Source organism: Sphingomonas sp. MA1305 (assembly GCF_016107325.1).
Classification (GTDB): Bacteria; Pseudomonadota; Alphaproteobacteria; order Sphingomonadales; family Sphingomonadaceae; genus Sphingomonas.
This window is the reverse complement of record NZ_RCVT01000001.1, coordinates 1,555,312-1,570,487: the sequence shown is the minus strand read 5'-3', so window position 1 is coordinate 1,570,487 and position 15,176 is coordinate 1,555,312. Positions and strand designations below refer to the sequence as shown.

General features: G+C 68.4%; 11 protein-coding genes and 1 tRNA gene. 5 read left to right on the top strand and 7 right to left on the bottom strand.

Annotated elements, in window-relative coordinates:
* Positions 1 to 38 precede the first annotated feature (38 nt).
* From D9601_RS07805 to D9601_RS07795, 3 genes are read right to left on the bottom strand one after another with little or no spacing between them, the layout of a single operon-like run.
* A complete protein-coding gene (locus D9601_RS07805; RefSeq protein ID WP_198353248.1) occupies positions 39 to 3,104 on the bottom strand; it encodes an efflux RND transporter permease subunit in 3,066 nt (1,021 codons plus the stop codon).
* Complete coding sequence (locus D9601_RS07800) at positions 3,101 to 4,144, bottom strand: efflux RND transporter periplasmic adaptor subunit (protein WP_198353247.1); 1,044 nt, start codon at positions 4,142 to 4,144, stop codon at positions 3,101 to 3,103. The genes D9601_RS07805 and D9601_RS07800 overlap by 4 nt, the downstream gene beginning before the upstream one ends.
* The gene (locus D9601_RS07795) at positions 4,141 to 5,469 is read right to left on the bottom strand and encodes a TolC family protein (protein WP_198353246.1); all 1,329 of its coding nucleotides are present in this window, start codon (positions 5,467 to 5,469) and stop codon (positions 4,141 to 4,143) included. The genes D9601_RS07800 and D9601_RS07795 overlap by 4 nt, the downstream gene beginning before the upstream one ends.
* A gap of 165 nt (positions 5,470 to 5,634) precedes the next feature.
* Here D9601_RS07795 and D9601_RS07790 point away from each other — a divergent pair, with 165 nt between their 5' ends.
* The 4 genes from D9601_RS07790 to D9601_RS07775 are packed head-to-tail and all read left to right on the top strand — an operon-like array spanning position 5,635 to position 8,914.
* Positions 5,635 to 6,684 carry a YncE family protein gene (locus tag D9601_RS07790; protein ID WP_232473867.1) on the top strand — a complete coding sequence of 350 codons (1,050 nt, stop codon included), beginning with the start codon at positions 5,635 to 5,637 and terminating at the stop codon, positions 6,682 to 6,684.
* A 17-nt stretch (positions 6,685 to 6,701) separates the two neighbouring features.
* Positions 6,702 to 7,379 (top strand): response regulator transcription factor, encoded by a 678-nt coding sequence (locus D9601_RS07785; protein ID WP_198353245.1) that lies wholly within the window; start codon positions 6,702 to 6,704, stop codon positions 7,377 to 7,379.
* Positions 7,372 to 8,715 carry a sensor histidine kinase gene (locus D9601_RS07780; protein ID WP_198353244.1) on the top strand — a complete coding sequence of 448 codons (1,344 nt, stop codon included), beginning with the start codon at positions 7,372 to 7,374 and terminating at the stop codon, positions 8,713 to 8,715. Before D9601_RS07785 ends, D9601_RS07780 begins: the two co-directional genes overlap by 8 nt.
* Entirely contained in the window at positions 8,708 to 8,914 is a 207-nt protein-coding gene (locus D9601_RS07775) for a hypothetical protein (RefSeq protein ID WP_198353243.1), read from the top strand. The genes D9601_RS07780 and D9601_RS07775 overlap by 8 nt, the downstream gene beginning before the upstream one ends.
* Here the strand turns inward: D9601_RS07775 and D9601_RS07770 are convergent.
* Positions 8,907 to 9,581, bottom strand: coding sequence for a phosphatase PAP2 family protein (locus D9601_RS07770; protein WP_232473866.1), 675 nt, complete (start codon positions 9,579 to 9,581; stop codon positions 8,907 to 8,909). The two genes, D9601_RS07775 and D9601_RS07770, sit on opposite strands and share 8 nt — an antisense overlap.
* Entirely contained in the window at positions 9,581 to 11,935 is a 2,355-nt protein-coding gene (locus tag D9601_RS07765) for a TonB-dependent receptor (protein WP_198353242.1), read from the bottom strand. Before D9601_RS07765 ends, D9601_RS07770 begins: the two co-directional genes overlap by 1 nt.
* Before the next feature lie 527 nt (positions 11,936 to 12,462).
* Between D9601_RS07765 and D9601_RS07760 the strand changes: the two genes are divergently transcribed.
* Positions 12,463 to 12,533: transfer RNA gene (locus tag D9601_RS07760), tRNA-Gly, on the top strand.
* Between the two features lie 317 nt (positions 12,534 to 12,850).
* Here D9601_RS07760 and D9601_RS07755 read toward each other — a convergent pair.
* Entirely contained in the window at positions 12,851 to 13,765 is a 915-nt protein-coding gene (locus tag D9601_RS07755) for a PEPxxWA-CTERM sorting domain-containing protein (protein WP_198353241.1), read from the bottom strand.
* Positions 13,766 to 14,180: 415 nt separating this feature from the next.
* Complete coding sequence (locus D9601_RS07750) at positions 14,181 to 15,167, bottom strand: DUF6607 family protein (RefSeq protein WP_198353240.1); 987 nt, start codon at positions 15,165 to 15,167, stop codon at positions 14,181 to 14,183.
* Between the last annotated feature and the right edge of the window lie 9 nt (positions 15,168 to 15,176).

The following is a 15,176-nucleotide window of genomic DNA, read 5'->3' as shown; positions in this document are numbered from 1 at the left end:
GCCTCGACCGATGGCAATTGGATCAGGTCCAGCAGACTTCACACAGTAGTCGACTGATCGCCGACACCAGACCAAGGTTTCGCTAGTCTTCCGACCAGAACAGGCATGGCCAATAACACGAGGGGATATTGCAACAGCAATCCGGCGATGATCGCGATCGCCAGCGGCTGCTGGATGCCTGCGCCCTGCCCGAGCGCGAGGGCGAGTGGCAGCAGCGTCAGGATCGCGGCGAGGGTCGTCATCGTGATCGGCCGCAGCCGGTTGTGCGCGGCCGTCCGCGCCGCCTGTCCGGGCGGCAAGGTACTGGCCAGCTCCTGGAATTCGCTGACGTAGAAGATCGCCATTTCGGTTCCGATGCCGATGATCATGGTCATGCCCATCAAGGCGGTGATGTTGAGGTCGACCCCGGTGATCCACAGCGCGGTGAAGACCGCGGTCGTCGACAGCAGCGAACAGCCGATGATGATCAGCGGCAGCAGCAGCCGGCGGTAGAGGATCAGCAGCAGGATGAACTCGGCGATCAGTGCGGCGAGGAACACCTTGATGAGACCGGCAAAGGCGATCTGCTGTTGCTGGTAGAGGCCGCCGAGATCGTAGCGGACGCCGGGGCCGAGCACACTGGGCCGGGCAAGCGCGCGCGTGACGTCCGCTATCGTCGCACCCAGACCGCGGCCCTGGATGCGCCCCGTCACCGCGACCATCGGTTCCAGATTCTCGCGCGCGATCTGCGGCTGGCCGGTGACGGGCACTAGGTCGGCGACGCGGGACAGCGGCAGGACGTGGCCGTCGGCGGCGCGGATCGGCAGCCGCGCCAGCGCCTCGCGCGTGATCGTGGTGGCGCCGGGCAACCGGACGCGGACGTCGACCGCTTTGGTCGGCAGCGCCAGCGTGGTGGCGACGCTGCCCTGCAGCGCGACGTCGACCGCGGTCTGGACGTCGGCGGGCGTGACGCCCTGAAAGCCCGCACGGATGGGATCGATGCGCACGTCGATCGCGTCGCCGGCGAGCTGGACGCCGTCCTTCACCTCGACGACGCCAGCGACCTTGTCGATCACGTCGGCGACCTTGCGCGCCTGATCGGTGAGGACCGTGGGGTCCGCGGCGAACAGCTTGATCTCGATCGGCTGCGGCACCGCGGTCAGGTCGCCGATCAGATCCTCCATCAGCTGCGCGACCTCGACCTGCACGCCCGGCACCTGCGAAGCGACCCGATCGGCGACGGCCGCGGCGACATCTTCGGTGCCGCGGGCGTGATCCGCCCTGAGGCGCACGAAATAATCGCCGTGGTAGCTCTGGCCGAGATCGCCGCCGAGTCCGGTGCCGAGCCGGCGCGAGAAGGTGAGGACGTCCGGATCGGCGCGCAGCAGCGCGTCGACCTGCGCCATCCGCCGTTCCGTCTCGTCGAGCGACGTACCGGGCGGCGTGTAATAGTCCATCACGAAGCCGCCTTCGTCCACCTTGGGCATGAAGCCGGTGGGCACGTCGGCATAGCCGATATAGCCGAGCGCGAGCAGCGGCACGGCGATGATGGCGAGCAGCCAGGGGCGTGCCGACAGGCGGTCGAGGACAGCGGCGTGGCTCCGCGCGAGCCGGCCGTCGTCGTCGGCGGCGCCATGGGCCGTACCGAACGTCACCCATCGCTGCGCGAGCACGGGGACGACGAAGGCCGTCATCGCCCAGGAGATCGCCAGCGCCGCCGCCATCGTCACCGACAGCGCCTTGGAAAAGGCGCCGGTCACCCCGGTCAGGAACGACAGCGGCAGGAAGACGATCAGCGTCGCGAGGCTCGATCCGGTCAGCGGCACGAGGAATTCGCGTGCGGCGGGCAGCACCGCGGCGCGTCCGACCGGGGCACCGTCGGCGGCCGGCGCGGCGGCGCGGCGGACGATGTGTTCGACCATGACGATGACGTCGTCGATGAGCAGCCCGACCGCGGCGGCGATGCCGCCCAAGGTCATGATGTTGAAGCTCATGCCCAGGATCGCGAGCACCAGCACGGTGGCGGCGAGCGTCGCGGGCACGACGATCGCGGCAATCAGCGTGATCCGCCAACTGCGCAGGAAGAGCAGCAGCACAAGCGCGGCGAGCGTCAGGCCGATCAGCACGGCGTCGCGGACGCTCGCCACGGACTGCGTGACGAGTTCGCTTTGATCGTACCAGCTGACCAGCCGCGTGCCCGGCGGCAGCGAGGCAGCGGCGAGCCTGGCGGCGACGGCATGGGCGATCTGCACCGCATTGCCGTCCGGCTGTTCGTAGATGTTGAGCAACACCGCCGGCCGGCCGTCCTCGCTGACCCGCAGCCATTGCGGCACGACGCCCTGCTGCACGGTCGCCACGTCGCGGACGCGCACGACCCCGGCGGGATCGGTGCGGATCACGACATCGCCGACCGCGGCGGGACCGGCCAGCGTGCGGTCGGCGACGACCAACGACAGACGACCGCGATCCTGCACCCGCCCGACCGCGCTCAGCACATTGCCGTTGGCGATGGCGGTGGACAGGTCGCTCATCGCCAGATTGTGGCTGGCGAGGCGGGCAGGGTCGGCAAGCACCTCCACCTCCGCCGTCTCGCCGCCCTGGACGTCCACACGCGCCAGCCCCTCGATCCCGCTGAGCAGCGGCACGAGCTGGTAGCGGGCGACGTCCTGTACCTGGGTGGGCGATGCGCGCGAGGTTTCGATCGCGTAGGAGATGATCGGGAAGACGGTCGGGTCCATCCGCCGGACGTTGTAGGTGGTACCCGGCGGCAAGGCGCCGAGCGCGCGCGACATCGCGGCTTCGACCAGCAGCGTGCTCGCGACCATGTCGCGGCCCCAGCCGAAGTCGATCGAGATCTGTGCGGAACCGCGCGTCGTTTCGGAGCGCACGTTGCGGACGCCCTGCACGGCGCGCAGCGCCTGTTCGACCGGCTTGGTGACGATGAGCGCGGTCTGGTCGGCGGGGCGCGAGCCGGCGTCGATGTCGACGACGACGCGCGGAAAGGCGACCTGCGGGAACAGCCCGATCGGCAGCGACAGCGCCGCCACGGCGCCGGCGAGCGCGACCGCGAGCGCGATGATGACGATCGCCAGCGGCTGGCGTCGCAGCAGCGCGGCGTAGCTCACCGAATGCCGCCGGTACGCACCGGATCGCCGTCGGCAAGCTGATAGGCGCCATCGACGATCACCGGCGCGCCGGACGACAGACCGCCGCTGACGAGGTCGTCTTGCGCGCCATCGACCACGACGCTGACGGGCACGGCCTTCGCCTTGCCGCCGTGCAGCTGGAACAGCTGGGCGCGGCCGTCGGCGGCGACGACGACCGCGCGGTGGGGCACGCGCCAGCCGGTTGCCTGGCCGGTCTCGATCGCGACGCGCAGCGCCTCGCCGGACAGGATCGCGCCGGCAGGATAGGCGATGTCGACGTCGATCTGGCGGGTGCGCGGGTTGAGCATCGCGTCGATCCGTCGCACCCGGCCGGCGATCGGCGCGCCGCCGCCGTCGAGGCGGGTCAGGGTGACGGGCGCATCGACGCGCAGGTCGCCGCGATGTGCGGGATCGACGCCGACGGTGACGATCAGCCCGCCGGCGCGTGCGATCGTCGCCAGCGCCTGGCCGGGCTGGGTCCGATCGCCCGGGGCGACGGGCAGGGTCGCGACCACACCCGAAAAGGGCGCGCGCATCACCGTCTCGCCGACGCCGGCGCCCTCGCTGCGCAGGGTGGCGAGCGCGGTGCGTGCGTCGGCGACCGCCTTGTCCGCCTGGACGAGCTGGTCGCGCGTCGCGAGCTGCTGGGTCAGCAATTGGGCGGTGGTCGCGCGCTGTGACGTTGCCGCGGTCAGCGCGTCGACGACCTGGCGATAGGCGCTGCGCGCCGAGGGCGCGACCGTGAAGCGGAGTATCGGCTGGCCGGGGCGGACGGTGGCGCCGGCGACCGCGGCGACCGCCGTCACCTGGCCGGGCTGCTGCACACTGAGCGTGACGACGCCGTTGCTGGCAGGCGTCGCCTCGCCGAAGGCCTCGATCGTGCGCGCCTCGGTGTCCTGCCGCGCGGGTGTGGTGGTGACGAGCACCGTCGGCGTCGCCGTCGGTTCGGCCGCGGGGTCGGCGCTGCCGCATCCGGCGAGCGCCAGCAGCGGCGCGAGCGGCAACAGACGCGCGCTCACCGCGCCGCTCCCTGCGTACCCGGATCGGCGAGGCCGAGCGTCGTCACCCCGGGCAATCCGAGGCCGAGCAGGGTGCTGACCACGACTTGCCGGTCAAGCAGGCCGAGCCGCAACGTCGCCACTTCCTGTTCCTTTGCGAAGCGATTGGTGATGAGGTCGACATAGGCGCGCTCGTCCAGCGCAGCCGCACCGAAGGCGGCGGCGGCGCGCGTCGCGGCGGCGCGGGCGGCGGGCAGATCGCGTGCCACGATCATCAGTTGCCGCTGCAACTGCGTCATCTCGCCGAGCAGTGCGCCGACCTCTCCGGTCGTGGCGGCGAGACGCGCCGCATATTCGGCCTGGAGCTGCGCGCGGGTGGCGCGGGCGATGGCGACATTGCCCTGGTTGCGGTCGAACAGCGGCAGGCCGAGCTGCGCGTTCGGGCCGGCGTTGACGACGCGCGAGCTGTCGCTCGACGCACTGCCGCCGAGGATCAGGTCGGGAAACTGGGCGAGGATCGCGGCGCGCAGCGTTTCGTCCTGCGCAAGATAGCCGAAGCGCAGCGCGAGCAAATCCGGCCGCCGCGCAGGCAGCGTCGGAATCGCGGCGCGCGCGGCCGCCATGTCGAAGGCCGGCAGCTGCGGCACCGACTGCAACGGCACGATCGCATCGGGCGTCAGGCCGAGCAGCGCGTTGAGCTTGTGCCGATCCTGCACCTGCGTCTGGTCGAGCGTCTGGAGGCTGGCGCGCGCCTGCTGGAAGCCGACGGCGCTCGGTGCGGCGGTTACCAGGGTCGCATTGCCCTGCGCCAGAGCGGCCTGCGTCACGGCGTTGCGATGGCCGAGGATGCGCACCGCCTCGTCGAGCAGCGGCCGCGTCTGCTCGCGCGCGATCAGGTCGACGGCGAGCTGGCGCGCCTGGCCCGCGACCTGCCATTCCTGCCACAATAGATCGGCGCGGACCTGGGCGGTGGCGGCCCGCGCGCTGCGGACGTGTGGCTTGTAGACGAGCAGGGCCTTGATATCCTGCGCCAGGCCGATGTTCCACGCGGGGACCTCGCCCGCCCCGGAGACAAGCGGCAGCAGCGCACCGGTCAGTGCGGGATTGGGCAGCACCCCGGCCTGCGTCCGTTGCGCCTGGGCGACGCTCAATCTGGTGCGGGCCGCGATCAGATCCGGATTTCGCGCCAGCGCCAGCGCGACGACGTCCTCGACGGCGAGCGGCGCGGCGCTCGTGGTCGCAGGCAGCGCAGGGGCGAGCGTCGGCGCCGCGGCGAGAGGCGCGGGCGTGTAGTGGGCGCAGCCCGCCGCCAGCAGGGCGAGCGCCGGCGCCAGTGGGGCCTGCATGCGCACGGGATCGTCACTCCTCCGGGCCGGCAAGTGTATCCGCCCGGTCGGAGGGCGCTGTAGCGATCGCGGCGACGGACAAACATTATGTCTTCCCAATGTCGCGCAAACACGCTGGTGTCGGATCGCGTGCCACGATCAAGAGGGGCAAAGGAGACTCGTCACATGCCGTCGATCCGACCGCTCGCCTTGATCTTGCTGGCGCTCGCCGCGCCGGTCGTCGCCGGCGATACCGTCCGTTCCGTCGCCGTACCCGGCGGCTCCGTCCGTTCTGTCGCCGTACCCGGCGGCTCCGTCCGTTCGGTCGCCGTACCCGGCGACGGCGGCTGGGACTATGCCAGCGTCGATGCGACGGCGCGGCGGCTCTACATCGCGCATGGCGACGCCGTGTCGGTGGTCGACCTGACCAGCGGGCGGCCGCTGGCGCCGATCGGTCCGGCAGCGCACGCGCATGCCGTGGTGCCGCTGCCCACCGGCGAGATCGCGGTGACCAATGGTACGGACAACAGCGTGCGCTTCTTCGCCGTGGCATCTGGGCGCCAGGTGGCAAGCCTGACGGTCGGCGCGAAACCCGACGCGGCGGTGATCGACCCCGCCACCGGTCATCTGTTGGCGATGGACGCCGATGCCGGCTCGGTGGCGGAGATCGACGTCCGCGCGCACCGGCTGGTGCGAACGATTCCGGTCGCCGAGGGCCTGGAATATGCCGCGGTCGCGGGGCGGATGCTGTTCGTCAATAACGAGGACAGGAGCGAGATCGACGTCGTCGACTTGAACCGCGGCGCCGCCGTCGCGCCGATCGCGATGCCGGGGTGCGAGGCGCCGACGGGACTCGGCCTCGATGCGGCGCATCACCGGCTGATCGCCGCCTGCGCCAACGGTGTCGCGACGATCGTCGACACGGCCAAGCGCCTGCTGGTCGGGCGGGTGCCGATCGGGCGCGGCCCCGATGCGGTAATCGTCGATCAAGCCCGCGGGCGCGCCTATATTCCTGCAGGCAAGGACGGCGTCCTCGACATACTGTCGTTGGCCAACGCGCGGGCGGTGACGCATCAGGCAAGCATCCGCACCGAACCGAGCGCGCGGACCGGCGCGCTCGATCCGCAGTCGGGAACGGTGTGGCTGCCCGCGGCGCGACTGGTGCCGGCAGGCGATGGCGGCAAGCCCAGGGCGGTGCCCGGCAGCTTCCACGTCCTTGCCGTCCACCCCGGCTGACCGGAACGGCACCTGCGATGCGCATCCTGCTGGCAGAGGACGACGCCGCCACCGCCGCCCAGGTTGCGGATGGCCTCCGCGCCATCGGCCATGTGGTCGTGGTGCTGGCTGACGGCGCGGCGGTGCGCGAGGCGGGGCTGGGTGAGCCGTTCGACCTGGCGATCCTCGATCGCATGCTGCCGGCCGCCGACGGAGTCGCGATCCTCACGGCATGGCGCGCGGCCGGCATCCGCATGCCGGTCATCATGCTGACCGCGCGCGGCAGCATCGCCGATCGCGTCACCGGGTTGGATGCGGGGGCGGACGATTATCTGGTCAAACCGTTCGCCTTTCCGGAACTGTCGGCGCGGGTCAGCGCGCTGCTGCGCCGGCCGCCGATCGCGGAGACGCCGACGCAGCTCAGGGTCGGCGACGTGACGCTGGATGCGCTCCGCCGCGACGTGCGCCGGGGGCCGCGTGACGTGCGGCTGCAGCCGCGCGAATTCCGCATTCTCGAAGAATTGATGCGCCACGCCGGTCGCGTGGTGACGCGCAAGATGCTGCTGGAGGCGGTGTGGGGGTTCCACTTCGATCCGCAGACGAATATCGTCGAGAGCCATCTCAGTCGCATGCGGGCCAAGCTCAACGACGGGTTCGACCGGGACCCGATCGAGACGTTGCGCGGCGAGGGATACCGGATGCGTAAGGATGACTGACTGGCGGCGCAGCGCCGCCTATCGCATCGCGCTGACCCATTCGGCCGCGTTCGCGCTGGCGATCGCGGTGCTCGGCACATTGGTCTATTTTGCCGCCGATGCGGCCTTCCGCCGCCAACAGGACATCGCGCTGGCGGAGGCGAGCGCCGACCTGATCCGCGACTATCGCGCCAAGGGCCTTGCCGAGGTCGCCGACACGATCGCGGCGCGCAGCGGACGCAGCGGTGTCGTCACCTTCGGCTATGCGCTGTTCGACGCGCACGGGCGGCGCATCGCCGGTACGTTCGACCTGGCGATGCCGCCGCTCGGCTATGCCGATGTCGCCTTCCGCGATCCGGTGGAGGGGGCGGATGCGGCGCGGACGCTGACCAGCCGGCTTCCCGACGGCAGCCGGCTGGTCGTCGGTGTCGATTCGCAGGCGCTGGAGCAGATCGACGACGTCATCCTCAGCCTGTTCGCCGGCGCCTTCTTCCTCGTCGTGCTGATCGGCGTGGCCGCGGCACTGTGGATCGGCGGCTATTTGCGGCGACGGATAGAGCAGGTCAGCCTGACCGCGGAAGCGATCATGGCCGGCGACATCCGCCACCGCGTGCCGGTATCGGGACGCGGCGACGAGTTCGATCACCTGGGCGTCGTGCTCAACCGGATGTTGGAGCGGATCGGGCGGCTGCTCGAAAACCTGCGCCAGGTGTCGGCGGATGTCGCGCATGACCTGCGCAGCCCGCTCGCACGCCTGCGCGGCGGCATGGAGAGCGCCCTTGCCGCGCCCGATGGGCCAGCCCGCGATGCGGCGATCGCCCGCGCCATCCGCCAGAGCGACGATCTGCTCGCGCTGTTCGCCGGCATTCTGCACATCGTCGATGTCGACGCCGGCGACGTCCGCCAGCGGTTCGCGCCGCTCGACCTCGGTGCGCTGGTCGAGGACCTGTGTGACAGCTACGCGCCGGCGGTCAGCGACGGCGGGCGGACTCTGCCCTGCATCAGCGAGCCCGGACTGATCGTCGCCGGCAGCGCCGAACTCTTATCCCAGGCGGTGATCAACCTCCTCGACAATGCCCAAGCGCATACCCCGACCGGAACGCACGTCCGCGTTGATGTCGCAGCGGACGGCGATGGCGTCGTGGTGGTCGTCGCGGACGATGGCCCCGGCGTTCCCGCTGCCGACCGCGAGCGGATCGTCGAGCGGTTTGTGCGGCTCGACCGGACGCGCGCCGCTGCCGGACACGGCCTTGGCCTCAACCTCGTCGCGGCGATCGCCCGTGCGCACGACGGCACGCTGACGATCGGCGACGCCGGCCCCGGCCTGACCGCGACCCTGCGCCTGCCGCGTGCCTGATGCGCTACGCGACGGTTGCATCGGTGCTGCTCATGCGTTCGGCCTGCGCGGGGCACCGCTCTGTGCCGACCGGCGTTGCGTCGCTGCTCGCTGGCGGGCGATGTTCGTGCCGGTGAAAGGGCGCGGGCAGACGCCCGGAGCACGCGCCGCCCTGCTCGAACGGTCGATCCCGCTATGCTACGGCGCGCCGATCACCTGATTCCCGCCGCTGCCAATTCCACCTGCGCCTGGGTGAAGACGGCACGGAAGGCGGGTTTCGCCATCAGCCGCTCGGCGAGCAGCAGGCCAAACGCCTCGCCTGCGGTTAGGTCGCTGCGCCAATGCTGCTCGCAGGTGATGCGCGTTTCGGCATATTCGGCCGCCCGTGCCATGAGGGCCGGCGCCTTGGCCGGCACCAACTGCGCGAGCACCGCGGCCATGGCATAGGCGTTGGTCGCATGCCCGCTTGGATAGCTCGACAGCGGTTCCTTGCCGAGCTTGCAGGGGGTGAGGGAAGGATCGACGATCCACGGCCGCTGGCGTGCGAAATGATCCTTGCCACGGTCGATTGCTTCCTTCTCCGTCGCTCGCACGATGGCGAGCAGGCGGGCGGTCGCGGGGAGGCGAGCGAGGTCGAAACGCGGGCCGAGGACACCGGCGAAGATCGTCGCATTCTTGGTCTCGCCGGTCCGCTCCGCCGCGTCCTTCTGCTGTGCGGTCCGACTCGCCTGCCTCGTCCGCAGTTCGGCGAGTTCGGCGCGCGCCTGTGCGCTGCCCGGCGCGGGCGGCGGCGGCAGCACGCGCGCCGGGTCGAGGTCCGTGGCGCCCAGCATCGACGCCGCCTTGTCCGCCTGCGCCGCCGCCAACGCGAGGAGCAGCGCCAGCATCAGAAGGTCAGCGTCACGTCGCCGGTGACCGTCCGCGGCACCTGGTAGAAATATTGGTCGAACGGCGCGGTCTTGCCGGTGCTGATGTTGGTCACCCGCTGCGAATCGAACAGGTTGTTGACCTCGACGCCGACCCGCACCGGCCCGACGTCATAGCGTGCGGCGAGGATCGCGGTGTTGTAGCCCTTCGACTGATAGGTCGGGCTGTCGTAGGTGCCGCCGACCTTGCCGTCCGGCCCGACGAACCATTGGCGTCCGACCCATTTGTCGATCAGCGAGAAGCGGATCGGGCCGCTCTTGTAGAGCACGCCGCCGGCCGCCGTCCACTCCGGCGCCTTGGCGACCTGTTGCTGGACGGTGCCCGGATTGTCGGTCTTGGCATAGTTGCGCGAGCCATTGGCGAAGACCGCGAAACCCATCGGCAGGGCGTAGGTCACCTGCGCCTCGACCCCCTTATACTGCACCGCGCCCTGGTTGACGAAGATCACGCCCTCACCCGGCGTGGCGGAGGTGAACGAGGCGAACTTGTTGGTGAAGTCGATCTTGTAGACGTCGGCGTCGAACGACAGCGACGGGCCATGATAGACGATGCCCGCCTGATAGTTGGTCGACCGCTGCGGCGCGACCGTCGAGAGGCGCGGATTGGCGACGTACAGTACGCTGAGCGGCGGGGCCAGGAAGCCGCGGGCATATTGCGCATAGGCGGCGAAGCGCGAGCTCACCGCATAGTTGATCGTCGCGAACGGAAGGTCGGCGGTATAGGTGTTGCTGAGCGACTGCGCATAGCGGGTCGTCTGGTTGTACGACGCGCGGATCTGGCGGTTGAAGTCGACGTGCTTGTAGCCCGGCGTGATCGTCAGTCCGGGCAGCGGGCGCAACTCCAGCTCCGCGAATTCCTCGGTATGGTTGGTGTGGCTGTTCTGGTCGAACTTGATGTTCTGCGGCGTCGCGGCGCCGCTGACCGGATCGGTCACCGCCTTCTCGACGTAATTGGGCGCCATGGTGACCAGGTTGACGTCGCGCTGCTGGCGGTAGGTGTTGGACCATTCGATCCATGCGCCGGCAGTCAGCGCGCCGAAGCCGAAATCGAGCCGCGTCTTGGCGATGTCGCCGAACATCCGGTATTTGTTGGTCTTCGTATAGCCCGGGATGCCCGCCACGGCCTTGGCGCCCGGCGCGAGGGTGACGACGTTCGCCTTGGCGATGGTCGCTGCATCCGCGGTCGCGTAGAGCGTCACGTCGTTACCCGACAGCGTCTCATTGTCGTAGCTGTAGGTATAGGCCCGGTTCTCGAACGTCGAACCGGGGGCGAGATCCGCCTCGAACTTGACGATCTCGAAATCGGTCGTCTTGCGCGTGGAATTATAGCCGTAGAACGTCTGGCTGGTCGCATCGTCGGTCAGGCTGAACTGCTTGCCGAACTTGGCAACTTGCGACAGCGTCGCGCCGTCATTGTCGGGCTGGTTGAAGCGGTTGACGTTGTAGGTGCCGAGCAGCGTCAGGCGCGCATGCGCGCCGATCGGGATCAGCACCTTGCCGAACGCATTCCACGAGCGGAACGGGCTGAAGGTGCGCGCGCCGTCGGACTTGATCCACTGCGTGCTGAACACCGCCTGCGTGCCGCCCAGCTTCTCGATCGCGCCGGTCTGCGCGACGGCGCGCAGCAGATAGGTGTTGTAGCTGCCGTAGCTGCCCTTCGCCTCCAGGCTGGCGTCTTCGCGGGTCGCGCGGCTGAACAGATTCATGTTGCCGCCGAACGTCGCCTGGCCCAGCGTCGCGGCATTGCCCGGTCCGCGATCGACGATCAGCGTCTCGATCGTGTTCGACGGGAAGAAGGTGTTGCTATGGTGCGTCGGGTCGTTGGTGTCGCCGAACGGCACGCCGTCATAGGTGATATTGTATTCGCCGTCCTGAAAGCCGCGGATCTGCGCCTTGGATTCGGACAGGCCGGCGCCATTGGCGTTGCCGGTGTTCGACACCGAGGGCGAGATCAGCGCGATCTGGTTGAAGTCCGCGGTCGCAGGCAGCGAATCCTCGATGAAGGATCGCGACACGATCGATTGCGGCTGCGTCGTCTGGAGCGAGGCGGTCACCGGCGCCAGCGTGTTGGCGCGCGTGCCGGTGACGAGGATGTCGGAACCCTCGGCAATGCCGTTCGACGCCTGACCGTTGGACGTCTGCGCCTGGTCGTCGGTGACAGGCGCGGTGGCGGCACCGGGGGCGGGCGTCGATACGGCGACCGGCGCATTGGTGCGGTCGCTCGGCGTTGCCGATGCCGGCGACACCGCACCGATCGAACATGCCAGGATGGTGGCGCCGAGCAACTGCCGGCGCGTCTGCAACGCGAATGTCATGATACCCCGCCCTTCGCCGTGATCGGCTGGTCGCGGGCTATGGATGGTGTGTGACGCTTTGGTTGCGGTTGCGCGTCAATCGGAAGATTGGGGTTTTATAATGAACGAAGTCTTCAACGTCGGCCGTGCAAGATATGGCCCGTCGTTCAATCGCCCTGCGCGTGCCGCCCGCGCCCGAAAGCCGCTACGTCGTCGACCGAGACGGCGGTCGCATGGATAGTAATATGTTGCCTGTTTGCAGCAACGCGTACCTGTGTCAGGCTCGACGCAGGTGGGGGTTCTTCCGTCCTCGCCCGCGCCGGTCCAGTGTTCGGGTCGAACGGCGGCCATGGCGCCGTTCCGGCACGACGACGTTCACCGCGACACCGCTGCCGATGTCTCGGCGACCGTAGCCGACGACGTCTGACAGATCCGGACGATCTACGTTGACGACCAAGCCAGGAATGTGGCAGTCGGCCATCGGATCGCACGCGGGTCTGTGAACCGGAGCCTCGCAAGCGGTCAGATCAGCGCCAAGTCGTTGATATGCGGGTGTAGCTCAATGGTAGAGCAGAAGCTTCCCAAGCTTACGACGAGGGTTCGATTCCCTTCACCCGCTCCCTGATCACTCGTGTGACCCGACTCTGGCTCACGTGCCAGACGGCCGGACGTCCGCCTTTGGGGGGCGGACGTGGGTATAGCGCTCGCGGTCTGGTATTATTGCTTCCACGAAGCCGTCGGAGTGCATTGGTGCGGTGGAGGGTATCTCAGCATCGCATGTCACTTTTTTCTCATAGGCGGTGAGAGCGTTCGCCAGTTTGCGCAAATCCGCCTTCAGAAGAAAATGGGAGCCGTATCCCGTTTATAGGCGAGCCTCACGTCAATGGCAGGCTCTGCCAAGGGCGGAAGTAGACCTGCACGGACGTAAGCCCTCGTCTATCCTGGTAGCAGGCCTTCCGAGATTCGGACTGACGCCCGCGCGAGATGACCCGGTGCCCCACGTGTCCGCCCGTGTCCGGCGGCAGGGCGTTTCTTCGATCGCATAGCTAAGCCGACAGCAGCCATGCCCAAGATCATCATCGCCCAGGTTGCAGGCTCGGGTACGGCAGCCGTTGAGGCGGTAAGCCTGAAGTCGTCGACACCTAATCCGTCATCGGAGGTGACACCCGCCGGATCAATGTCGTTGAACACCCAGCGGATACCGAAGGTGCTTCCCGCGCCGATCGAGAGGCCGCTAAGCACGCCGTTTAACGACGTGCGGTACGCAGTCGCATTACCGTTGGTCTGCGTTATGCCGAATTGGCTACCGGCATAAGGCACGGAATTCGGAGCAGTGAAATCCAGATCGCCGAACGACAGCCAGGTGCCGCTATTGATGTCGGTCGCGTCGAGCGAATATTGAAAACGCATTGTCGCGCGGTTGTAGCCTTTTTGCCATTGCTCGCCGGTGTAACTGATATCCAGCGCGTCGATCGTGCTGCCCAGGCCGTTCTCGAAAAGCGCCCCGATATAGATCAGTGGCACCGAGGTGCTGGCATGGCCACCGAGTGCGCGATCGCTGGTCAGGCCAAAGCTCCAAACGCCAGGAGTGTTGCTGCCCGACGTGCCAAACTGGTAGGTTCCGTTAGCGGCAGAACCGCTTTCAAACGTCTGCCAGCCATCTGGCAGAGCATCGGCAGGAGTCGGACTCGACGTGATCGACTTGAGACTGTTGAAGTCCTGCGTATAGCTGTTGGAGGTCAACGCATAGGGCGCTCCATTGCCCGGATTGAGCACATCTGCGGCAATGGCCTGCGATGCTGACGCGCTCGTCGCAATCGACACGATCGCCATCACGAATTTCGATTTCATAGGCTTTCCCCGGCTTATTTTCCAAACGGGTCTCAGTCCCGCGGAAAGCCAAAATTAGGTCAGCAGTGTTACGGTAAAGCGACGGTTAACCGTATCAATTCGGGACACATTTGACGCGTCATGCATCTTTGGGGGGCGCTCGTCCGGTCCATGAGGCAGACGATCGGGTGCGCTGATGGCGCAATCCTTGGCAAGGGCGTCCGATTTGGGGAGCGAGCAGGCCGGCCGATTCCGGGCGTCAGCGGCCTTTCCGCTTCGGCGGTGCACGGACATGCCGCTGTCAGGCAGTCGCCTTCAGGGAAGCTGCGTCTATGTCTATGTCGCCTTCCCATCGGCCGCCCTTGGCGAATGCGTACACCGGACTACGACCCGGCGTTATCTCGCCACAGACGGTCCAGATGTCAGGCTACGGCGCTCAACCAACGCGGCCCGTGCTCCCTTCGATCAGCGCCGCGGCTTCGGCCGCCCCCGCCTCGACGGGCGTCTTTCCCGCCGCGATGTCGTCGCCGATGCTGAGTAGCCGGGCGCTGATCACCGTGCCGGTCTCCGCCTCCTCGGCGATTGCGATGCCGTCCTTGCTGTCCGCGGCCTTCGCCCAGGCGGCGCGGACCCGCGCCCAATAGTCCTGGGTCTTCGCCCAATAGGCGTCGGCGGCCTTGGCGTCGAATTCCTCGGATCGTTGGTAGGTGTTGAGCACCGATTCCTGCACGATCGGCACGAGCCTGCCCTGCTTCAGGCCCATCTTCAGATTGTCCTGCCAGTGGATCCAGCCGGTCGGCGTCGGCTGATGGCGGTTGATCGCATAATAACGATCGTAGACCGGATGCCGGACCGCATCGCGGCGGGCGACGGGGCGCCAGGTCCAGTTCGATCGCCAGCGCCGGATGCCGCCCTGCGTCTCGAACTGGCCCCAGCCGGCGTAACGCGGACTGTCGTCGACCTGGTACACGGTCTGCGACCAGCGGCCGGCCCGCATCCGCTCGGGCACCACCTCCCACACCCATTTGCCGGGACCGGCATAGACCAGCACGCGGCTGGGCTGATAATCCCAATCCTGGCGCCAGTGCTTGATGACATGCGTCTGGCCGCCCGCGGACAGGACCAGCAGATGCTGGAGCGCGATATGGTCCGGCCTGTCCTCGACGACGCGGACCACCTCGTTGCCGCCCGAGATCTCGCGTTCGAGCGGCACATAGTCCGCCTGCCACGGCGTCGTCTCCTGCATGTCGAAGCGGACGCGGTAATGGCCGGCCATCGCCAGGATCTCGGCGCGGTCGGCGGCCTTGGCGGCCTGCGCCTCGGCCACGCTCTGGCGAAGCGGGCCATCGGCGCGCGCCGGGGTGAGGGCGGGGGCGAAGCACAGCGCGACGATCGCGACGGCGGCAAGCGGACGAGTGGACATCGACGGCAT